Here is a 21,242-nt window from a genome sequence, read left to right as displayed (position 1 = left end):
TTTTCCGACATCGTCGACGTGTCCGGCATCCTGATCGCGCGGGAGGAGACGTCGGTGCGCTCGGAGCGGCCGGGGCTGAAGGTGGCGGAGGTGCTGGCGGAGCCCGGCGACACCGTCACCGCCGGCCAGTTGCTGGCCCGGCTGTCGCTGCCCGAGGGCGGGCTGACGCTGGTGGCGGCGCCGATCGCGGGGCTGGTCTCGACCTCGTCAGCGGTGGTCGGCTCGGTGGCGGGGGCCAAGGGCGAGGCGCTGTTCACCATCATCGCGCGCAGCGAATTCGACCTGGTCGGCATGGTGCCGGTGGGCGACATCCCGAAGCTCGCGGTCAACCAGACCGCGCGGATCAAGATCATCGGCACCGGCGAGGTCGAGGGCCGGGTGCGCCGGGTGGCCGCGACCATCGAGCCCAACAGCCAGCTCGGCCAGGTGTTCGTCGCGGTCAGCCAGCCGCGGCGGCTATTGGTGAATTCGTCCGGCCGGGCGCAGATCAAGACCGGGCAGAGCTGCGGCATCGCGCTGCCGCTGACGGCGATCCTCTACAGTTCGGCCGGCACCGTGGTGCAGGTGGTGCGGCGGGCGCGGGTCGAGACCAGGAAGGTCGAGGTCGGGCTGATGTCAGGCGGCCAGGTCGAAATCCGCAGGGGCCTAGAGGAGGGCGACATCGTGGTCGCCCGCGCCGGCGCGCTGCTGCGCGAAGGCGATCCGGTGCGCCCGGTGACGGCGAGCGTGGATGTGAAGAAGTAGGGGCTTCGTCGTCCCTGCGAACGCAGGGACCCATAATCCCGGTCATCTGAGGCAGTGGCGCGGTGGTTCAACAAGCCCGCTAGCACCCCCTGAAATATCGACGGCACGGCGTATGGGTCCCTGCGTTCGCAGGGACGACGTTGATGGAGTTTGCTCGTTCGCAGGGACGACGATTTTGTTATAGGCTTGGTATCGACCGCAACAGCCACCCTGCATTTCGCGCATGTATTACGTTTACATCCTCGCGAGCCGTCGGCACGGGACCCTGTATATCGGGGTTACCAATTCGCTGCAGAAGCGGCTGGCGGAGCATCGCGAGGGCAAGGGCTCTTCCTTCGTCAAGACCTATGGCGTCACCCGGCTGGTGTATGTCGAATCCTACGAGCGCGCGGAGGAAGCGATCGCGCGCGAGAAACAGTTGAAGCGCTGGAAGCGGGACTGGAAGATCGAACTGATCGAGCGCGAGAATCTGGAATGGCGCGATCTCAGCGATTTGCTGGTTTAGCTCTATCGTCGTCCCTGCGAACTTTACCAGCCGTCGTCCCTGCGAACGCAGGGACCCATAATCCCGGTCATCTGAAGCAGTGGCGCAGTGGTTCAACAAGCCCGCTAACACCACCTGAAATATTGAGGGGCCGCGGCGTATGGGTCCCTGCGCCCCGTGCGCAATTGCGCACTAGGCAGGGACGACGGGTTGATAGAGTTCGCTATAGCGCGCTGCAGTCCCGTGTTCGCTGGGACGACGGGAGTTAGCTGCCGGCCTTGCTGCTGGCGACACTGCCCGTGAAGCTGACGTCTTCCGAGAGCGAGGAAGAGACCGACGGCACCTGGGCGCCGTCGGTGGCGCGGGCGATGGCGTTGCGGGTTTTGGTGAAGGCGGATTCGATGCCGGCGAGCTGCGGGGTGAGCTCCTTGAGCAGTTCGGTCATCAGCACGCTGTGGGCGCCCCTGGAATCGTCGGCGACCTTGCCCGGCGAGGCGGAGGTGAGGATCAGCGCGTTGTCGGGGGCGGCGATCGGGGCGAGGCCGTGGGAATAGGCGCGGAAGCGGCGCTCATACGGGTTGCGGCGGGAGGCGTCGACCACGACCAGCCTGGCGCGGGCGCCCTTTTCCTGGATCGCCTCGAGCACGGATTCGACGCTGACGCCTTCGCGCTTTACGTCGGTTTCCTTCCAGATCCTGGCGTCGACCGGGATCATGTAGCTCTGGCGGCCGGCCTGCACGCCGTAGCCGCCGAAATACAGCATCACCACGGTATCGGGCTTGACCTTGGATTGCAGGCGGGCCACGGCGCGGAGCATGTCGTCCTTGCTGGCGTCCTCGACGACGTCGACCTCGAAGCCGCTGCTGCGCAGCGTGGCGGTCAGCGCGCGGGCATCGTTGATCGGCTGCGCCAGCGGCGCATTGGCGTCGGGATAATGGCCGTTGCCGATCACCAGCGCGATCTTCGATCCGATCCTGGATCCCTTGGCGTCGACTTCGCCCTGCTCGGACGCGATCGCCCTGGCGGCATCGAGCGCGCGCTTGTTCAGCGCAGCATGGGCGCCGATGCCCAGCGACACCGTCGCCACCAGCACGGAGGCAATGGTGAGGCTGCGGCGGGAGATGCTGATCCGGAAGTTCATCGCGGTTCATTCCTGGTCATCGGCACAGGCGCGCTTCATTGGTCGCGCCAGCGCCGGTTAGGTTTGAGGAGTTGCCGGGCGGTGTGTCGCCCAATTGCGCTCTATTTGCGGCATTGCAACAAAGGAATTCTTAACCTGCAGGCCCAGCATCGGCAACCGCGTTTGGCGAATGCGGCCCTGCGGCCCGCGCGTGCGATAAATTCCCTTTATTCTACAGATGGTTACGGACCCCATCGCAGCGCTTTTGCGGGCGCAGGGTGACGCCAGAACAGGCGATTTCACCGTGATCCCCGGTCACATTTGTATTCCCTGTTTTTTCGTATAGGTTTTCAATGGCTTATAGGGTTGGGGATTTTGCCGGTTTCGCTGGTTTGATGCGGCCTGGCGGGACGTGCGACGGCGCGGCTGGGCAACAAACTGCATGACATTTCACCGCATCGCCGGGGCCGCCTATCGCGCATTGACGGCGGCCAAGGACGGCCCGTCGCTGTACGACGTCTGCGATCCCCTGCTGCTGAAATACGCCGGCGGCGACCCGCATCTCGGCAAGTTCTATCGCACCGCGCTGGGCAATCCGGCGCTGCGGCCGCTATTGCGGCGGACCGGGCTCGCCGAATTGCGCGACGAGGCGAAACTGCACCGGCTGCGCGACGCGCTGGGCCAGGCGCGCGACCACGCCGAGCCGGACTGGGCCGCGATCGGCGCGCCGGTGGCGGATCTCGTCGATACCATCGAGCTCGCGCATCCCCGTCCGCCATCCGAGCCCGTGCCGGCGCGCGCGCCCGACATGGCGCAGATCGAAAGCACGATCCGAAGCTGCGCCGGGCATCTGCTGAAATCCTTCCGCAGGAACGGGTTCATCCCGACCTATGCCGCCTTCAACCTGATCGGCGACGCCGACCTGCGCGGCCGCGAAATGCTGATGGCGCTGACCGGGCTGAATTCGCGCGGCTACAAGAACTCGACGCTGCTGTTCAATCTGGCGCGGGTGTTCATCGCGCGCTCGCCGGCCCGCGCGCTGATCAACCCGCCGTGGAAGGGCATCGCCGAGCCGATGTGGGAGCCGATGCAGATCCGGCACCGCTCGGCCTATTACGACGCGTTCTTCACCGAGGCGCTGCTGAGCTTTGCCGAGACCGGCCTCGCCTCGCCCGACGAGGCCGATGCCTCGCGCCGCGCCATCGCCGACATGGTGGACTTCTGCCTCACCACCAGCGCCGAGGACGTGCGCTCGCATGACGGCTCCACTGTCAGCGTCATCACCGCGCTGGCGCCGCTGCCGCATCCGCGCTTCTCAAGGTTCTTCGCGCAGATCAAGCAGGACCTCGGCTTCGGCATCTACGTGCCGGACTGCGACACCACGGCGTGCTCGTTCTCGGCAGCGACCCAGGCCGGCTCCACCCATCCGATCCTCGACCAGCCGCTGCTGGATTTCTATGCCGGCTACCAGGTGAGCGAAGGCGCCAACGAGCCCAAGGTCACGGTGCCGCTCAACGACAATATCGACTATGAGGGCGGCGTCGTCACCTGGATCGACAATCTCAGGGGCGAGCGGCCGTTCGGCAACGATCTCGATCCGACGCTCAACCTCGACATTCTCGAAGTCAGCTTCCGCAATCTGGCGCGCTGGAAGGTGCTGGAGACGCCGGCGCGGCTGGAGACGGTTCGCCGCATCATCGGCTTCCAGAAGCGGCTGGTGCTGAGCGGCGCCTTCACCAATCCGCGCTCGCATATCTATTATTTGCCGGAGCTTTACTGCGCCTATTTCGGCCGCTGCTACGCCGCCTTCATCGCGCTGCCGCCGGCAGCCCGGGCGGCGATCGATCCCGACGGCACCTTCGAACTGATCCGGCCCAGGGTACTGGACTATGTGCAGACCGAGATGAGCGCGCATGAAATGAACGCGTTCGACGCCGCGCTGGCGCTGATCGCGCTCGGCCATCTCGGCGCGGCCCCCGCGACCTTCGCGCCGGCGCTGCATTGCATCGCCAGCAGTCTCGGCGAAGGCGGCCGGCACGGACCGTTCAAGGCCTATGAGTGGAACAAGATGAAGACCCCGACCCGGATCCTGGTCGGCGGCCCCGAAGTCACCTCGGCCTTCGTGCTGATGGGCCTCGCGCTGGCGCGACGCGCGATGATGGCGGGGAAGTAGGGGTGGGCATTCACCCTCCCCTGGAGGGGGAGGGTGTGAGAACATCGCGTTAAGTTGACAGCGCCTGCGCTGGTACGGCAGCCCAATCCACACCACAATCGCGGCGCTTGATCCGCCGATTCCTCATTGCACACGGCCGCTTGTTCATGAAATTCCTGATTGCGCTGTTCGCCCTACTGCTGCCTGCCACAGCCTTCGCCGCCGACATCACCGGCGTTCCGAAAATCCGCGAGGCCGATTATGTCCAGATCGGCAATGCCCGCATCCGGCTCGGCGGCATCGACGCGCCGCAACTGGATCAGCTATGCCTCAACACCAAGGGCGAGCGCTGGAGTTGCGGCGCCGCGGCGCGCGACGAGCTGATCAAATATGCCGGGAACAAGACCTGGTCCTGCAACCGGCGCCAGGTCACCGACCGCCGCGGCCGCATCGTGGCGCGCTGCGACGTCGACGGCGAGGACATCCAGAAATGGCTGGTGCGCAACGGCTGGGCGCTGGCCTATGCGCGGATTTCCCGCGACTACGAGCCCGACGAGAAAGCGGCGCGCGAGGCCAAGGCCGGGATGTGGCAGGGCGCCTTCATCGCGCCGTGGGACTGGCGCGTCCGCAACAAGAAGACGGCCATTCTCGGCGCCGTCAAGCCGCCGGAGAAGGCGCGCGCCATTCTGCTGGCCTCGGCTTCGGGGCCGGTGGCGCCCTCGCCCGAATGCACCATCAAGGGCAACGTCAACCGTTCCGGCGCATGCATCTATCATCGGCCGACCAGCCGCTGGTATGCGAAAATCCGGATGAATGTTGATAAGGGCACGCGCTGGTTCTGCTCGGTCGACGAGGCCGAAGCCGCCGGCTGCCGCGAGACCCGAAGGTAGCGCAATGAAGCGCGCCGCGCTGCTGCTGCTGTCGGTCGTCATCGCCTACACGCTGTCAGCCTATGTCGTGCTTCCGGCGTTCTGGACCCACTACGAACACCAGAAGGGGCTGGCCGAACTGCCGATGGTGACGCGAACGGCGCAGGGCATTCCCGGCGATCCGATCAATGTCGGCCTGGTCGGCGACGACAAGGACGTGCTCTGCGCCATGCACGAAGCCGGCTGGATGCCGGCCGATCCGATCACGCTTAAATCGTCGATCGAAATCATCGGCAGTGTGCTGCTCGACCGGCCCTATCGCGCGGCGCCGGTCAGCAATCTGTATTATCTCGGCCGCCGCGAGGATCTCGCCTTCGAGAAGCCGATTGGAGCCAGCGCCGATCGCCGCCATCATGTGCGGTTCTGGAAAGTGCTCGACCAGGGCGAGGAAAAGCGGCCGGTCTGGCTCGGCGACGCCGCCTTCGATCGCAGCGTCGGCGTCAGCCAGTACACCGGCGCCGTCACCCACCACATCGATGCCGATATCGACGCCGAGCGGAAATTTCTCGCCGGCGATCTGGAGGCGGCCGGCATGGTGCAGGCGAAATACCAGGTCACCGGCATCGGCCCGACATTGGCCGGGCGCAACGGCGGCGGCGATCTCTATTACACCGACGGCGAGGTCTGGATCCTGCGGCTGGTCGAGACCTGCCGCAAGCAGACCGGCCCCGCCGCCGTGATCGCGAGCCCGGCCGTGACCGAGATCAAGGACCGGATCTGGCAGGCGGTGGCGGGGGCGATGCGGAAGTAGTTCATGAGTTTCCGTCATTCCGGGGCTGATCTCTACGTCGCGAAATCGTCACTCCGGGATGGTGCGTTAGCACCAGACCCGGAATCTCGAGATTCCGGGTTCGATGCTGTCGCATCGCCCCGGAATGACGACTACAACACACCGCCTCAATCCACTATCATTCAACTCCGACTTGAATTCCCCGCTATTCCCCGGCATCCCTCCCACAGCATTCGCAACAAGGAACAGCAAAATGACCGTTCGCGCGGGCCGGGAGTTTCTGGCGATCCCCGGGCCCACCACCATGCCCGACGAAGTGCTGCGGGCGATGCATCGTCCGGCGCTGGACATCTATTCCGCAGAGATGATCGGGATGACCGACAGCCTGCTGCGCGACCTGTCCAGACTGTTTGCCACCAGGGGCCGCTCCTACATCTATATCGCCAACGGCCATGGCGCCTGGGAAGCCACGATCTCCAACGTGCTGTCGCGCGGCGACAAGGTCCTGGTGCTGGAGAGCGGCCGGTTCGCGATCGGCTGGGGCCAGGCCGCCGCCGGCATGGGCGTCGAGGTCGAGGTGCTGAAGGGCGACTGGCGCCGCTCGATCCGCCCGGGCGAAGTCGAGGCGCGGTTAAGGCTGGACACCAATCACGAGATCAAGGCGATCCTGGCGGTGCAGGTCGACACCGCCTCCGGCGCCTATAACGACATCGAGGCGATCGGCAAGGCGATCAAGGCGGCGGGCCACCCGGCGTTGTTCATGGTCGATACGGTGGCCTCGCTGGGCTGCATGCCGTTCGAGATGGACGCCTGGGGCGTCGACGTCGCGATGTCCGGATCGCAGAAGGGCCTGATGGCGCCGCCCGGCCTCGGCTTCGTCGCCGCCAACGACCGCGCCCGCGAGGTGCACAAGACCGCCGGCCTGCGCACGCCCTATTGGGACTGGACCGCGCGCGAAGGCAGCGAGCACTACCAGAAATATGCCGGCACGGCGCCGGTGCACCTGCTGTTCGCGCTGCGCCAGGCCGTCGACATGCTGTACGAGGAAAAACTCGACAACGTGTTCCTGCGCCATCGGCTGCTCGCCGAAGCGGTGCGCCGCGCGGTCGCGGTGTGGGCCGAGGGCCAGGTGCTCGGCTTCAACGTCGCCGAGCCGAACGAACGTTCCAACACGGTGACGACCGTCGTCATGTCGAACGGCCATGATCCGGTGGCGCTGCAGCGCTATTGCAAGGAGAAATGCGGCGTGGTGCTCGGCGTCGGTATCGGCGAACTCTCCGGACAGGCGTTCCGGATCGCCCATATGGGCCACGTCAACGCTCCGATGATCCTGGGCACGCTGGGCGTCATCGAAGTCGGGTTGAAGGCGCTCGGTATTCCCCATGGCAAGGGCGGCACCGAAGCCGCGATCGAATGGCTGGGCGAAAGCGTCGGCGGATGACGCGCTCCGCCTGCCCGGCGTCGCGCCTCGTGATGGTGGGGTTCAGCCCGGCGCCGAAACCCGTTCGATCTTTCCGCTGAACAAGGGCAGCGGAACGACTTTCGCACGGACTGCCTTCTGCAGCATTTTGCAGACGCACATTGGTTCTCCCTTCACGGTCGTGCATGTGCAGGGGTAGCCATAGGTGAACTTGACCAGCGCCTCGATATCGTTGGCCGCAATCGCCTGTTCGACTTTTTCTTCATATGTCATTTGCGAGCGCTCATCTTTCGGTTATCCGTCCCGCCGGTCGGGTCATTGCATCCGATATATCGACAAGTCTCGGGAACGTGGCCATCTGATTGCCATGGAGCGGCCCGCGCTTCAACCGTTCAGCCGCCAGATTGCAAGGTTGAGCGCGCTTGCAAAAGCCACCCAGGCGGCGAGCGGGACCAGGCACCAGGCCGCGACCCTGTCGAGCCGGTGGAACGCGACCACCGTCGCGACAACGACGAGCAACTGCGGAACGATGTTGATCAGGCCGAGCAATGGGCTGTTGGCGTCAAAGAACATCCACGACCATGCTGCATTCAGCACGAGCTGAACAAAAAACAGGGTCAACGCAGTGCGGCGCGCGGGCGAGGCCGGGGGCAGCCGCAGTATCCGCCACACCGCGAACGCCATCAGCACATAGAGAATGGTCCAGACCGGCCCAAAGATCCAGTTGGGCGGATTGAAGGACGGTTTGACGAGACCGGCGTACCACGGTGCAAGGTTGGGATAGGTCGCAATCTGGCCGGCAACAGACGCCGCCCCGACCGCGACAACAGCCAACACGCCAAAGCCCGTCTGCCGGCGCCATGAAGATGTTGTGGCCATGGTGTTGGAGAACTCCCGTGCTTCTTCGATTAAATGGCTGGATCAGGAAACATCAACGGCCCCGCGACGGAGGTGTCCGTTTAGCGCCCGCCCGACGCATTTGTCAAAACTCCGGTAGCCCATCCGGCCGCCTGTGACCTCAGGGAAAGCGGCGACCTCGCCGCCATTTCGGTGCCGGGCATCGCGATGCTGGTCATCACCTTCGCGGTGGTGCCCGGCGCGGGGCTGCGAAACAGTTGAACTGCGGCGGGTCTGTCCGGGAAACTGCAAAAGGCGCCGCTCCGGGATGAAGCGGGCACGAGCATGACGCAGCCGCGGCGTGTCTGGCAATCCGCTTGCGCGACCCGATATAGCGTGTTGAGAACAACCGCCGCATCCGCCAGGCGAACGAGGAACCGAGTGACGCAATCAATCCATCCAACACCCGCCCCGGTGGCGCCGCGCCGTCCGCATGCCTTTACCGTCCACGGAATCCCCATTGTCGACGATTATGCCTGGCTGAAGGACGCCAGATGGCAGGAGGTGCTGCGCGACCCCTCGGTGCTGGATCCGGATATTCGCAACTACCTCGAAGCCGAGAACGACTACACCGAGAGCCTGCTCGGCCACACCGCCGGCCTGCAGAAGACGCTGGTTGCGGAAATGCGCGGCCGCATCAAGGAGGACGATTCCAGCGTGCCCGCGCCGGACGGGCCCTATGCGTATTTGCGCAAATTCCGCGAGGGCGGCCAGCACGAAATGTTCGGCCGGATGCCGCGGGACGGCGGCGAAGCCGCCATCATTCTCGACGGCGACAAGCTCGCCGCGGACCACAAATATTTCCGGTTTGGCGGGGCGCGACATTCGCCCGACCATCAGCTTCAGGCCTGGAGCGCGGATATCAAGGGGTCGGAATATTTTTCAGTTCGCGTCCGTGACTGGACCGATGGCGCCGACCGCGACGACCTGGTCGAGGAGACCGACGGCACGGTGGTGTGGAGCGCCGACAGCAAAGCCTTCTTCTACGTCAAGCTCGACGACAACCACCGCCCGATGCAGGTCTGGCGCCATCGGCTCGGCACGCCGCAGGCGGAAGACGTCCTGATCTACGAAGAACAGGATGCCGGCTGGTTCACCCATCTCCATGAAAGTTCCAGCGGCCGGTTCTGCGTCATCGCCGGCGGCGACCATGAAACCTCCGAGCAGCGGCTGATCGATCTGACCGATCCGGATGCCGCGCCGCGTCTGGTCGCGGCGCGCGAGGAAGGCGTGCAATATTCGGTCGCCGACCGCGGCGACGAGCTGTTCATTCTCACCAATGCCGGCGGCGCCATCGACTTCAAGGTGGTCACCGCGCCGCTCAACTCGCCGGAGCGAGCCAACTGGCGCGACCTGATCCCGTATCGCGCGGGCGTCTATGTCATCGATGTCGAGATTTTTGCCGGCCACATGGTGCGGCTGGAGCGCGCCAACGCGCTGCCCGCCATCATCATCCGCGATCTCGCTACCTCGGAAGAGCACGCCATTGCGTTCGACGAGGCCGCCTATTCGCTGGATACCATGGGCGGCTATGAATTCGAGACGACGAATCTGCGCTTTTCCTATTCGTCGATGACGACGCCGTCCGAAGTCTACGATTACGACATGGCGAGCCGCAGCCGAACTTTACGCAAGCGCCAGCAGATTCCTTCCGGCCATAACCCCGCCGACTACGTCACCACCCGCATCATGGCGACCTCGCATGACGGCGCGCAGGTGCCGGTCTCGATCCTGCATCGAAAGGATCTGGTGCGCGACGGCACCGCGCCGCTGCTGCTGTACGGCTACGGCTCCTATGGCATGGCGATGCCGGCGTCGTTCTCCGCCAACCGGCTGTCGCTGGTCGACCGCGGCTTTGTCTATGCCATCGCGCATATAAGGGGCGGAGCCGACAAGGGCTGGGGCTGGTACCTCGACGGCAAGCGCGAGAAGAAGACCAACTCGTTCGATGACTTTGCGGCCTCGGCGCGCGCGCTGATCGCAGCAAAATACACCGGAACAAAACGCATCGTCGGCCATGGCGGCAGCGCCGGCGGCATGCTGATGGGGGCGGTCGCCAACCGCGCCGGCGAATTGTTCGCCGGCATCGTCGCCGAAGTGCCGTTCGTCGACGTGCTCAACACCATGCTCGACGACACGTTGCCGCTGACGCCGCCGGAATGGCCGGAATGGGGCAACCCGATCGCGAGCGAGAGGGATTTTCGCACCATCCTGTCCTACTCGCCCTACGACAATGTCGCGGCAAAGGATTACCCCAAGATTCTCGCGATGGGCGGCCTGACCGATCCGCGCGTCACCTACTGGGAACCCGCCAAGTGGATCGCGCGGCTGCGCGCAACCATGACCGGCGGCGGCCCGGTCCTGCTCCGCACCAACATGGGCGCCGGCCACGGCGGCGCCTCCGGCCGTTTCGACCGGCTCGACGAAGTCGCGATCGCCTACGGGTTCGCGTTGTGGGCGGTGTTGATGGCGGAAAGAAGCGAGGTCTAGCGATCCCTCTCCCCGCTCTTTGCGGCCGCAAGGGGGCAAGGGGGCGAGGTCAGGTAGATCTACCGCCCCGTTGCCTTCCGCCACGCCGCGAAATCGACCAGGGTCTGCTCGTCGGTGGCGGGGTAGAGCCCGAAGATGCCGCGGCCCTTCTGCACCTGCTCGGTGACGAAATCCTCGAACGCGGTCATCTCGAAAGCTTCGTTGGCGATTTCTTCGGCGAGGTGGGCGGGGATCACGATCACGCCGTCGCTGTCGCCCAGAATCACGTCGCCGGGAAACACCGGCGCATCGCCGCAGCCGATCGGGCCGTTGATCTCGATCGCCTGGTGCAGCGTGAGGTTGGTCGGCGCGCTCGGGCGGTGGTGAAAGGCGGGAAGACCGAGCTTTGCGATTTCCGCCGAGTCGCGAAAGCCTCCGTCGGTGACGACGCCGGCGACGCCGCGCTGCATCAGCCGCGTCACCAGAATGGCGCCGGCCGACGCCGCGCGGGCATCCTTGCGGCTGTCCATCACCAGCACCGCGCCCGGCGGGCAGTCTTCCACTGCCTTGCGCTGCGGGTGCGAGCGATCGCGGAACACGTCGAGTTTGTTGAGGTCCTCGCGCGCGGGCATGTAGCGCAAGGTAAAGGCCTCGCCGACCAGCGTCGGCTGATCGGCCCCGAGCGGGTGCACGTCCTGAATGCACTGGCTGCGGAAACCGCGCTTGAACAGCGCGGTGGCCACGGTGGCGGTGGAGATGGTCTTCAGTTTGGCGCGGGTGGCGTCGCTGAGTTTGTTCATGGTGTTTCCTCTTGTCATTCCGGGGCGCCAGTGAAACGAGCGAACCCGGAATCTCGAGATTCCGGGTCTGGTCCTTCGGACCATCCCGGAATGACGGTGCTAGTAAATCGACGGCTCATCCACCGGCTTGCCGAACCCGGTTTCGAGGAAGTCGAAATCGCAACCCTCATTGGCCTGCTTGATGTGTTTGGTGAACATCCAGCCATAGCCGCGCTCGTAGCGCCGCTCCGGCGGCTGCCATTCGGCGCGGCGTTTTGCCAGCTCGGCTTCCGGCACATCGAGATTGATGGTGCGCGCATTGACGTCCAGCGTGATCCTGTCGCCGTTGCGCACCAGCGCCAGCGGGCCACCGATATAGGATTCCGGCGCGACATGCAGGATGCAGGCGCCGTAACTGGTGCCGCTCATGCGTGCATCCGACAGCCGCACCATGTCGCGCACGCCCTGCTTCACCAGTTTTGTCGGGATCGGCAGCATGCCCCATTCCGGCATCCCCGGCCCGCCCTGCGGTCCGGCATTGCGCAGGATCAGGACGTGATCCACGGTGACGTCGAGATCGGGATCGTCGATCGCCTTTTTCATCGAGGGATAGTCGTCGAACACCAATGCGGGGCCGGTATGCTTGAGGAAACGCGGCTCGCAGGCGCTGGGCTTGATCACGCAACCGTCGGGGGCGAGGTTGCCCTTGAGCACCGCGAGCGCGCCTTCCGCGTAGATCGGGTTTTCCACGGTGCGGATCACGTCGTCATTGTAGACTTCGGCGCGGGAAATGTTTTCGCCGAGGGTCTGGCCGGTTACGGTCATGACGTCGAGATGCAGGTGCGGCTTGATCCGGCTCATCAAAGCGGGCAGCCCGCCGGCATAGAAGAAATCTTCCATCAGGTACTTGTCGCCGGATGGACGGACATTGGCGATCACGGGCACCTTGCGGCTGGCAATTTCAAAATCGTCGAGCCCGATGTCCTGGCCGGCGCGGCGGGCCTGCGCGATCAGGTGGATGATCGCATTGGTCGAGCAGCCCATCGCCATCGCCACGGTGATGGCGTTCTCGAACGCCTTGCGGGTCTGGATTTTCTGCGGGGTGAGATCTTCCCACACCATGTCGACGACCCGGCGGCCGCATTCCGAGGCCATGCGGATGTGGCCGGCGTCGGCGGCCGGGATCGAAGAGGCGCCCGGCAGGGTCATACCGATCGATTCGGCGATCGCGGTCATGGTGGAGGCGGTGCCCATGGTCATGCAGGTGCCGTAGCTCCGCGCGATGCCGGCCTCGACATCGACCCAGTCCCGCTCGGAGATTTTTCCGGCGCGCCGCTCGTCCCAGTATTTCCAGGCGTCGGAGCCGGAGCCCAGGGTCTTGCCCTTCCAGTTGCCGCGCAGCATCGGCCCGGCCGGCAAATAGATCGAGGGCAGGCCCATCGAGGTGGCACCGAGCAGCAGGCCCGGCGTGGTCTTGTCGCAGCCGCCCATCAGCACCACGCCATCGACGGGGTGGCCGCGTAGCAGTTCCTCGGCATCCATCGCCAGCATGTTGCGGTACAGCATGGTGGTCGGCTTCAGGAACGATTCCGACAGCGACAGCGCCGGCAATTCCATCGGAAAGCCGCCGGCCATCAGCACGCCGCGCTTGACGTCGTCGACCCGGCTCTTGAAGTGCATATGGCAGGGCTGCGCGTCCGACCAGGTATTGAGGATCGCGATGACGGGCCGGCCCTTCCACTCCTCCGGCGCGTAGCCCATCTGCATCGCGCGGGAGCGATGGCCGAAGGCGCGCAGATCGTCCGGCGCGAACCAGCGCGCGCTGCGGAGTTGGTCGGGGGTCTTTTTCTTGTCGGTCATGTCTGTACCACTTCGCAGGATGGGCGCTGTTGATGTTATGACGGGTTCCGCAAAGAGCTCAACCCATCCTGTGGATCAGGATGCGTGCTCAATTTTGCACGATATTGCGCTTGGATTCGAGAAAGTCGGCGCCGATCCGGGGCGAGACGGCGAGATCGCGGCCAGCGCGACCCCGGCAACGTAATGGTCTACGATATCAGGTGAGGTTCCGCGAATCAGTTTTCGCCAACGGAAGCTTTGAGCGGTGTCTGCCCTGAACCGTGCAGAAGGCAAGGCTTTCCGGCCATCGTATCAACCAAATCAACGCATCGTCCACCTTTGGAAGTGCTTGCGTGTGAAAAGCAAATTCGGCAACCTTTTCGCAACTGGCTGGTTTTGATTCCAGGTTCGAAAGCGGAGAGTTGGGCTTGGCAAGGATCCTGGTCGTCGACGACGACATCGCAGTGCAGACCACCATTCGGCTCCTGCTGGAACGAGCCGGCCACAGCGTCGTCGCCGCCGGCGATGGCCGGAACGGGCTGGCGATATTCGAGACGGGAGAATTCGATCTGCTGTTTCTCGATATTTTCATGCCGGGAATGGACGGACTGGAAATCATGCGGCTGGTTCACCAGCAGCAACCGCTGATCCCGATCATCGTGATATCGGGCAATCCCGTCACATCCGATTCAGGCGCCGGCCCGGATTTCCTGACCATGGCCACCAAGCTCGGCGCGGTCAGGGGTCTGCAGAAGCCCTTCAAGCCGGCCGCGCTGCTGGCGGCCGTTGCCGGTTCCCTCGAAGCCGCGCAGCGTGCGTCGTCATCGTCGCTGCCCGCCGGCGAGGTTGCTTCCCGCCCATGAAGCGGAATAGCGTTAGGCGTCCCGGCCGCGCACCATGGCGGGATGGGGTAGTGCGAACATCAAGATGACGCTTGCAACCAGATTAGCCGTCGCGATGATCCTGCTGGTTGCGCTCGCGGTATCCGCGGTCGGATGGCTGAGCCATCGCGGCTTTGAACAAGCGGTCATTCCACGCGTCCTTGATGGTATGGAGGCGCATTCGCGGCTGATCGCAGCTGACCTGGAATCCTACGTCGCCGGAGTAAGTGGCGATATCGCCAGTTATCGAAACGCCGCTGCGCTGAACGGACTGATTCGCGCGCGCGTGGCAGGCGGTGTCGATCGGGCCGATGGCGTTTCCGAAGCGACATGGCGGGCACGGCTTGCAACCGGTCTTGCGGGCGTGCTTGAAGCCAAACCTGCCTATTCCAAGCTTTGCATCATCGGTCTCGACGACTACCGGCGCGAAATTTTCCGCGTCGACCGCACGGGCCCGAACGGAGCGGTTCGGAATATTCCCGAGCCGGAATTGCGCCGAAAGGCCGCGCCGCACTATTTCAACGCGACGATTCAGCTGCCGCCTGGCGAAATCCACGTCTCGCCGGTTGGCGTGGATCGTGGTATGGTCGCCACCGCGACGCCGAATAACCCGACGCTGCACGTCGCGACGCCGATTTTCGCCCCCGACGGCAAACCGTTCGGGATTCTGCTCATCGAGATCGACATGCGGCCGGTGCTGAATCGCATCCGGTCATCGGCGCGGCCGGGTGCCGCAATCTACGCCGTCAACGGACGGGGCGAGTATCTCGTTCACCCCGATCCGGCTCGCGAATTCAGCGCGCAGCCGGATTTGCCAACCGGATGGCAGAACGACTTCCCGGATCTGGCGCCATCGCTCGGAACAAGGCGGAGCCTCGCGCAGATCCAGACGGATCACACCGGACGGCGGGGCGGAATAGCACTCGCGCCCGCCGTTTTGGTCGGCAAGGAATGGGTCGCCGTCATCGAAGCCATCCCCAACGCCGTCTTCATGGCGCCGGCCGCGGCGATCCGGGATACTTCCCTGCTGGTCGGGCTGATCGCCGTGCTGTGCGCAGCCGCGCTCGCCGTGTTCATCGCGCGGACACTGACCCGGCCGATCATTCAGTTGACGGCGGCGGTCGAGGATGCCGGCCGCGACGGGCTGGCCGCCATTCCGGTCGATGCGGGCGGCGAGACCGGCGTACTCGCGCGCGCCTTTGCCCGGGTGATGGGTGAAGCGAATGCCAAGACCGCCGCGCTCGAACACGAGGTTCAGGAGCATCGCCGCACCGAAGCCGCGCGCGACCACTACGCCGCCCGCGAGCGCATCTTCAGCGCCGCCGTCGAATCTTCCATCGACGCCATCGTGACAAAATCCCTCGATGGCATCATCACCGGGTGGAATCCGGCCGCGGAACGCCTGTTCGGATATCCCGCGACGGAAGCGGTCGGACAGCCCATCGACCTGATCGTGCCGTCCACCCGGGCGGAGGAGGTGCGTGACATCCTGCGCCGGGTCGGCTGGGGTGAAACGATCGAGAACTACGAAACCGAACGTCTGTGCAAGGATGGCAGCCTGGTCGAGGTTTCGCTCGCCATTTCCCCTATCAAGGAGCCGTCGGGATCGATCATCGGCGCATCCACCACCGCCCGTGACATCACGGCAAGCCGCAGAACCGAGCACGCGCTGCGCCAGCAGATCGAGGAGCGACGGCGCATCTTCGACACCTCCCAGGATCTGATCCTTGTGGTCGATCCCCGGGGAATCCTCGTGCAGGTGAGCCCAAGCGCCGAAGCTATCCTGGGATATGCGCCGAAGGAAATGATCGGCCGAGACTCGAGCGCATTTCTCCATCCGGCCGATCTCGAACTCGTTCGCAAGGAAATACGCCGGGTACGGCGCGGCAAGCGCGCGCGGAACACCGATTCGCGCTACATCCACAAGGACGGCCGGATCGTGACGCTGTCGTGGATGAGCGCATGGTCGGAGCCGGTCCGGCGGTACTTCTTCGTGGGCCGCGACATGACCGAAAGCCGGCTGGCGCAGGAAACCTTGCGCGAGAGCGAACAACTGGCACGCGGCATCATCGATACCGCGCTCGACGCCTTTGTCCAGATCGACGAGAAGGGCGACATCCGGAACTGGAATTTTCAGGCGGAAAAAATCTTCGGCTGGCCGCGCGAGGAGGTCCTTGGGAAAAATTCCTTCGATCTGATCACTCCGATACCCGATCGCGACGAGCATAAGGCAGCACTGGCAAGCTACGTAGGCTCCGGGCAAGTCTGGAAGTTTGGAAGACGTCGAGAAATCATGGCGTTGCGACGCGACGGCAAGGAATTCAAGGTCGAGTTGAGCATCGGGGCAATGCAGACCCGGGAGGGCTTCCTGTTCAACGGGTTCTTCCGCGACCTGACCGACAGGATCGCGGCGGAGGACCGGATTCGGCAAGCCGAGAAGATGGAAGCCGTCGGCCAGCTCACCGGCGGCATCGCCCATGACTTCAACAATATCCTGACGGTCATCACCGGAACCATCGAAATTCTGGCCGAGGCCGTCGAGAACGAGCCGCAACTCGCCGCCATTACCCGGATGATCGACGAAGCCGCCTCACGGGGTGCGGAACTTACCCAGCATCTGCTGGCGTTCGCCCGCAAGCAGCCGCTGCAGCCGCGGGAAACCGACGTCAATACGCTGATCATCGATACCGCCAGGCTGCTGCGGCCCACACTGGGCGAGCAGATCGAGATCGAATCGGCGTTTGACGAGGAAACATGTGTGGCGACCGTCGATCCCAGTCAGCTGGCGACCGCCATTCTCAATCTCGCACTCAACTCCCGCGACGCGATGCCCAATGGCGGCAAGCTTACCCTCGAAACCAGCATGGCTTTCCTCGACGAAGGCTATGCCGGCCTGCACGGCGACGTCCGGCCCGGGCGCTATGTGCTGATTGCCATCAGCGACACCGGCGCCGGCATTCCCGCCGCCAACCTCGACAAGGTGTTCAACCCGTTCTTTACGACGAAGGGTCCCGGCAAGGGCACCGGTCTCGGCCTCAGCATGGTCTATGGCTTCGTGAAGCAGTCCGCCGGACACATCATGATCTACAGCGAGGTGGGCCTCGGCACCACGATCAAGATGTATCTGCCGCCGGGCACCGGAGCGTCGTCCGCGGCCGAAGGCGCGCCCGCGGCGATCGTCGAGGGCGGCCATGAAACCATCCTGGTCGTTGAAGACGACAAGCTGGTCAGGGACTATGTGCTGACTCAGCTGCATTCGCTGGGCTATGGCACGCTGGATGCGGCCAATGCGGCGGAAGCGCTGGCTCTCGTCGCAGCCGGCAACCGGTTCGAGCTGCTTTTCACCGACGTGATCATGCCGGGCGCGATGAACGGCCGCCAGCTCGCCAAAGAGCTCGAGAAAACCAGCCCCGGGCTCAAGGTGCTTTTTACCTCGGGCTACACCGAAAATGCGATCATCCACCACGGCCGGCTCGACTCCGGCGTCCTGCTGCTCGCCAAGCCGTATCGCAAGTCGGATCTGGCCGCGATGATCCGCAAGGCGCTCGCCGGCTAACTCCAGGCGTAGCCCCGGCGAACGCAGGTTCAGGAACCGCGCGCGGCGGTCATCACGATCCGAATGAGATCGGCCGCATTCCTGGCCCCGAGCTTCTTCATGATGTTGGCGCGATGATCCTCGATGGTACGCGGGCTGATCCCGAGATGTCGTCCGGCTTCCTTGTTGGAAGCGCCGGACGTGAACTGCTCCAGCACTTCGCGCTCGCGCCGCGTCAACGGCTCCCGTCCCGGAAAATGCAGCGACGCGGTTCGTGAGGCGGAGTTCTCTGCCTGTCGGCGTGCATATGCCCCGATCGCTTCATCGAGCCGGGCCACGATTTCGCTGCCGCGAAACGGCTTCTCGATGAAATCCAGCGCGCCATTCTTGATCGCGGTGACCGCCATGGCGATGTCGCCCTGGCCGGAAATCATGAAGATCGGCGCGGGATAGTCCTCGCCGGAGAGCTCCTTCAGGAGGTCGAGGCCGGATTTGCCGGGAATATTCACGTCGAGCAGGATGCAGGCCGGCGTACGCGTTCGCGCCACTGCCAGCAGCGCGGCGCCGTCGGCAAAGCAGATCACCTGATAGCCGCCCGCCGACAATACCAGGGAAAGGGTGTCGCGGACGGCGGGGTCGTCATCGACCACGAAGATCTCGCGTTGGGTAGCAGAGTTCTCAGCCATGTGCAGGTCCATCGACAGTGGAATCACGCCCATTTGCCGCACGATACTGCATCTAATGCAGATTCGAGCCCACACGTATTTGTACGGGACGTGACCTTAACGCACAAGTAGCGCCGCAGGCATAAAAATGTACGCAGGAGAGCAATCATGCAGACCGCAACAGACAGCAGGGCTCCGGGCCCATCCGGCGACCGGAATGATGGCCACCAGTCGATCGTTTCCGAGCTGGTTTCGCTGATCGAGCACGTCCAGGCCGGCGTGAAGCACCTTGAAGCGGCCATCGCCAGGGAAACGGCTCCCGGCAACCAGGATGCTGACGGCAACGTTTTCGTGCTGGACGATGTCACCCCCCGCTACGCGAAGGCCACCGTCGCGCTGAACGCCTGCAATGCCAGCCTCGGCGTTGCCCTTCACCAGCTGCTGGATGCCAGGGCACCCAGACGCCAGGCCGGCGATTTCACGGCGAGCGATCGCCGGCCGGTTCGGCTGATCAATCAGGTCTGAACGGCCTGATTCGGTTTTTCGAGGCCGCACCGCGGAAGCTTGCGAATGGCATCGACGATGGCGGCTGGCGGAAAACCATTCCCGGGCCTGGCCATGACGCTCTGGCCGATCTTGATCTTGTCGAAGGGGCAATCCGCGCGATCCCGCCCTCAGGCGCCGATCAACGCTTCCGCCGACATGGCGCTCGACCGCTTCTTCTTGTTCTTTCCCTTCAGGAAGGAAACGTCAATCTCGGCGCCGTTGACGCGGACCAGCTCGCATCGCCGATAGGCGAGGCCGGTCGACGATAACAGCAGAAAGAACTCCTTGAGATTGAGCCCCTGAATCGAGCCTTCCACCGTCAGTATGGCGTCGTTGTCGGAGATGGCGTTGAGCATGCAATCGCGACGCCAGGTCCCGTCAATGCCCATGATGCAGACACCATAGCCGCGGCTGAACGTCACACGCTCCGGTGCTTTGGCATCATCGCTCATTGGTCAGCGTCCCGCCATCGCAGCGAACTTCGGCGCAGCTGCGGCCGCGGCTGCAGCCGGCAATTTTGCCGGCGGCGCGCCGGCGGCATTGGGCCGGTAAAGACCACGCCGGTCCGGAAAGGGTTTGAAGACATCGGTCAGCCCGACCACGGTTTCCGCCGCACCGAGCACCAGAAAGCCATCCGGCTCGATGATCCTGGCGAGGCGATTGAAGATATTCACCTTGGTGTCCTGATCGAAGTAGATCAGAACGTTGCGGCAGAAGATCACGTCGAAGACGCCGAGCTGGGCGAAGTCGTGCAGCAGATTGAGCTGCCGGTGCTGAACCATGGCGCGAATGTCGGGGTTGATCTGCCAAAGTTCGCCGGTCTGCTTGAAGTATTTGACGAGCATCTGAATCGGCAGACCGCGCTGAACCTCGAACTGGCTGTAGATTCCCGCCTTGGATTTCTCCAGCACTTCCTGCGACAGGTCGGTGGCGATGATTTCGATCCGCCAGCCGGCGAGCGTGGCGCCGATTTCCTTCAGGCACATTGCCAGCGAATAGGGCTCCTGGCCGGTCGAACCGGCGGCGCACCAGATACGGATGCTCTTGCGGCTTGCGCGGGCCTTGACGATCTCCGGCACGATGGAATCGCGGAAATGATCGAACGGGACCTTGTCGCGAAAGAAGAAGGTCTCATTGGTGGTCATGGCCTCGACCACCTGGGTGGTGAGGTCAGCGGATCCGCCCTTCATTTTCTGCACGAGTTCGCTGATGCCGGGCAGGCCGGCCTTGCGCGAAAGCGGCAGCAGCCGGCTTTCGATCAGGTACTGTTTGTCGGCGGACAGATCGAGACCGGAGCGGTCCTTGAGGAGTTTGCGCAAATATTCATAGTCGGGCGGGGTCACTGTCGGCCTCTCTTACAACGCTAACGCTACGGGCAGTACCGGACTATTCCGGAACCGCGATCAGACCGACTTCCTGGAATTTGGCCGAGATGATTTCCTTGTCGAACGGCTTCATGATGTACTCGTTGGCACCGCCTTCGAGCGCCTTCGAGATGTGCTCGATGCCGTTCTCGGTGGTGCAGAACACCACCTTGGGCGTTTCACCGCCCGGCATGCGGCGCAGATGGCTGAGAAAATGGTAGCCGTCCATCACCGGCATGTTCCAGTCGAGCAGCACCGCTTCCGGCATCGCACGCTTGCAGACCACCAGCGCGTCCACGCCGTCTTCGGCTTCGACGACCTGGAAATCGAGCCCTTCCAGGATCCGGCGCGCGATTTTACGTACGATGCTAGAATCATCGACGACGAGACACGTTTGCATTCCAGGCTCCTTCTTTCACTGGCGGCACATGCCAATCACTATGCTGCGAGCGAGGTCTTGGGCACGATTTCGAGCACGCGATCGACGTCGAGGACGACCATGAGCTGGCCGTCGAGGCGGTGCACGCCGCCGGCGAGCTTGGCCATGCGGGGGTCGAGGTTGACGGGATTTTCCTCGCGGCCGTCGTCGGCGAGCTTGAGCACCTCGCCGATCTGGTCGATCAGCAGGCCATAGGATTCGCCGCGCAGGTCGACGCCGATCGCCATCGGCGGCTTGCCGTCCTCGTTT

20 protein-coding genes are annotated in these 21,242 nt (G+C 64.2%); 10 read left to right on the top strand and 10 right to left on the bottom strand.

Going from position 1 to position 21,242, the window contains the following annotated elements:
• Together Q8N40_RS14150 and Q8N40_RS14145 are read left to right on the top strand one after the other, a co-directional pair.
• The coding region (locus tag Q8N40_RS14150; RefSeq protein ID WP_305712259.1) for an efflux RND transporter periplasmic adaptor subunit at nucleotides 1–744 on the top strand (744 nt) is incomplete at its 5' end.
• Nucleotides 745–967: 223 nt separating this feature from the next.
• Nucleotides 968–1,249: a GIY-YIG nuclease family protein gene (locus tag Q8N40_RS14145; RefSeq protein ID WP_305712258.1), complete on the top strand. Its 282-nt coding sequence runs from the start codon at nucleotides 968–970 to the stop codon at nucleotides 1,247–1,249.
• Nucleotides 1,250–1,493: 244 nt separating this feature from the next.
• Here the strand turns inward: Q8N40_RS14145 and Q8N40_RS14140 are convergent, their stop codons facing one another.
• Nucleotides 1,494–2,369 carry a caspase family protein gene (locus Q8N40_RS14140; protein WP_305712257.1) on the bottom strand — a complete coding sequence of 292 codons (876 nt, stop codon included), beginning with the start codon at nucleotides 2,367–2,369 and terminating at the stop codon, nucleotides 1,494–1,496.
• Between the two features lie 421 nt (nucleotides 2,370–2,790).
• On the opposite strand from Q8N40_RS14140, the gene Q8N40_RS14135 reads away from it, so the two are divergent.
• The 4 genes from Q8N40_RS14135 (at nucleotide 2,791) to Q8N40_RS14120 (ending at nucleotide 7,600) form a co-directional block, all read left to right on the top strand.
• Complete coding sequence (locus Q8N40_RS14135) at nucleotides 2,791–4,521, top strand: hypothetical protein (RefSeq protein ID WP_305712256.1); 1,731 nt, start codon at nucleotides 2,791–2,793, stop codon at nucleotides 4,519–4,521.
• Nucleotides 4,522–4,667: 146 nt separating this feature from the next.
• Complete coding sequence (locus Q8N40_RS14130; RefSeq protein WP_371135703.1) at nucleotides 4,668–5,390, top strand: thermonuclease family protein; 723 nt, start codon at nucleotides 4,668–4,670, stop codon at nucleotides 5,388–5,390.
• 4 nt (nucleotides 5,391–5,394) lie between these two features.
• Nucleotides 5,395–6,180, top strand: coding sequence for an LssY C-terminal domain-containing protein (locus Q8N40_RS14125; RefSeq protein WP_305712254.1), 786 nt, complete (start codon nucleotides 5,395–5,397; stop codon nucleotides 6,178–6,180).
• A 232-nt stretch (nucleotides 6,181–6,412) separates the two neighbouring features.
• Nucleotides 6,413–7,600 carry an alanine--glyoxylate aminotransferase family protein gene (locus Q8N40_RS14120; RefSeq protein ID WP_305712253.1) on the top strand — a complete coding sequence of 396 codons (1,188 nt, stop codon included), beginning with the start codon at nucleotides 6,413–6,415 and terminating at the stop codon, nucleotides 7,598–7,600.
• A 42-nt stretch (nucleotides 7,601–7,642) separates the two neighbouring features.
• On the opposite strand, the gene Q8N40_RS14115 is transcribed toward Q8N40_RS14120, so the two are convergent.
• Nucleotides 7,643–7,852 carry a hypothetical protein gene (locus Q8N40_RS14115; RefSeq protein WP_305321349.1) on the bottom strand — a complete coding sequence of 70 codons (210 nt, stop codon included), beginning with the start codon at nucleotides 7,850–7,852 and terminating at the stop codon, nucleotides 7,643–7,645.
• A gap of 111 nt (nucleotides 7,853–7,963) precedes the next feature.
• The gene (locus tag Q8N40_RS14110) at nucleotides 7,964–8,458 is read right to left on the bottom strand and encodes a TspO/MBR family protein (RefSeq protein ID WP_305321350.1); all 495 of its coding nucleotides are present in this window, start codon (nucleotides 8,456–8,458) and stop codon (nucleotides 7,964–7,966) included.
• A gap of 399 nt (nucleotides 8,459–8,857) precedes the next feature.
• On the opposite strand from Q8N40_RS14110, the gene Q8N40_RS14105 reads away from it, so the two are divergent.
• Nucleotides 8,858–10,966: a S9 family peptidase gene (locus Q8N40_RS14105; RefSeq protein WP_305712252.1), complete on the top strand. Its 2,109-nt coding sequence runs from the start codon at nucleotides 8,858–8,860 to the stop codon at nucleotides 10,964–10,966.
• 59 nt (nucleotides 10,967–11,025) lie between these two features.
• Here the strand turns inward: Q8N40_RS14105 and Q8N40_RS14100 are convergent, their stop codons facing one another.
• Nucleotides 11,026–11,745 (bottom strand): ribonuclease activity regulator RraA, encoded by a 720-nt coding sequence (locus Q8N40_RS14100; protein ID WP_305712251.1) that lies wholly within the window; start codon nucleotides 11,743–11,745, stop codon nucleotides 11,026–11,028.
• A 99-nt stretch (nucleotides 11,746–11,844) separates the two neighbouring features.
• Entirely contained in the window at nucleotides 11,845–13,584 is a 1,740-nt protein-coding gene (gene araD / locus Q8N40_RS14095; protein ID WP_305712250.1) for an L-arabinonate dehydratase, read from the bottom strand.
• Nucleotides 13,585–13,991: 407 nt separating this feature from the next.
• Between araD and Q8N40_RS14090 the strand changes: the two genes are divergently transcribed.
• Nucleotides 13,992–14,426, top strand: coding sequence for a response regulator (locus Q8N40_RS14090; RefSeq protein WP_305321354.1), 435 nt, complete (start codon nucleotides 13,992–13,994; stop codon nucleotides 14,424–14,426).
• A gap of 64 nt (nucleotides 14,427–14,490) precedes the next feature.
• A complete protein-coding gene (locus tag Q8N40_RS14085) occupies nucleotides 14,491–18,000 on the top strand; it encodes a PAS domain S-box protein (protein WP_305712249.1) in 3,510 nt (1,169 codons plus the stop codon).
• Between the two features lie 29 nt (nucleotides 18,001–18,029).
• Here Q8N40_RS14085 and Q8N40_RS14080 read toward each other — a convergent pair whose 3' ends face one another.
• Nucleotides 18,030–18,665 carry a response regulator transcription factor gene (locus Q8N40_RS14080; protein ID WP_305712248.1) on the bottom strand — a complete coding sequence of 212 codons (636 nt, stop codon included), beginning with the start codon at nucleotides 18,663–18,665 and terminating at the stop codon, nucleotides 18,030–18,032.
• Nucleotides 18,666–18,812: 147 nt separating this feature from the next.
• Here Q8N40_RS14080 and Q8N40_RS14075 point away from each other — a divergent pair, with 147 nt between their 5' ends.
• Nucleotides 18,813–19,169 carry a hypothetical protein gene (locus Q8N40_RS14075; RefSeq protein ID WP_305712247.1) on the top strand — a complete coding sequence of 119 codons (357 nt, stop codon included), beginning with the start codon at nucleotides 18,813–18,815 and terminating at the stop codon, nucleotides 19,167–19,169.
• Nucleotides 19,170–19,318: 149 nt separating this feature from the next.
• On the opposite strand, the gene Q8N40_RS14070 is transcribed toward Q8N40_RS14075, so the two are convergent.
• The 4 genes from Q8N40_RS14070 to Q8N40_RS14055 form a co-directional block, all read right to left on the bottom strand.
• Nucleotides 19,319–19,642 carry a PilZ domain-containing protein gene (locus Q8N40_RS14070; RefSeq protein ID WP_305712246.1) on the bottom strand — a complete coding sequence of 108 codons (324 nt, stop codon included), beginning with the start codon at nucleotides 19,640–19,642 and terminating at the stop codon, nucleotides 19,319–19,321.
• A gap of 3 nt (nucleotides 19,643–19,645) precedes the next feature.
• Nucleotides 19,646–20,533, bottom strand: coding sequence for a protein-glutamate O-methyltransferase CheR (locus tag Q8N40_RS14065; protein WP_305321360.1), 888 nt, complete (start codon nucleotides 20,531–20,533; stop codon nucleotides 19,646–19,648).
• 43 nt (nucleotides 20,534–20,576) lie between these two features.
• Nucleotides 20,577–20,954 carry a PleD family two-component system response regulator gene (locus tag Q8N40_RS14060; protein WP_305712245.1) on the bottom strand — a complete coding sequence of 126 codons (378 nt, stop codon included), beginning with the start codon at nucleotides 20,952–20,954 and terminating at the stop codon, nucleotides 20,577–20,579.
• 38 nt (nucleotides 20,955–20,992) lie between these two features.
• On the bottom strand, nucleotides 20,993–21,242 hold a 250-nt coding region (locus Q8N40_RS14055), incomplete at its 5' end, for a chemotaxis protein CheW (protein ID WP_305712244.1).

The sequence above is a fragment of the Bradyrhizobium sp. genome (assembly GCF_030693485.1).
GTDB lineage: Bacteria > Pseudomonadota > Alphaproteobacteria > Rhizobiales > Xanthobacteraceae > Bradyrhizobium.
This window is presented reverse-complemented; position numbering and strand designations above follow the sequence as displayed.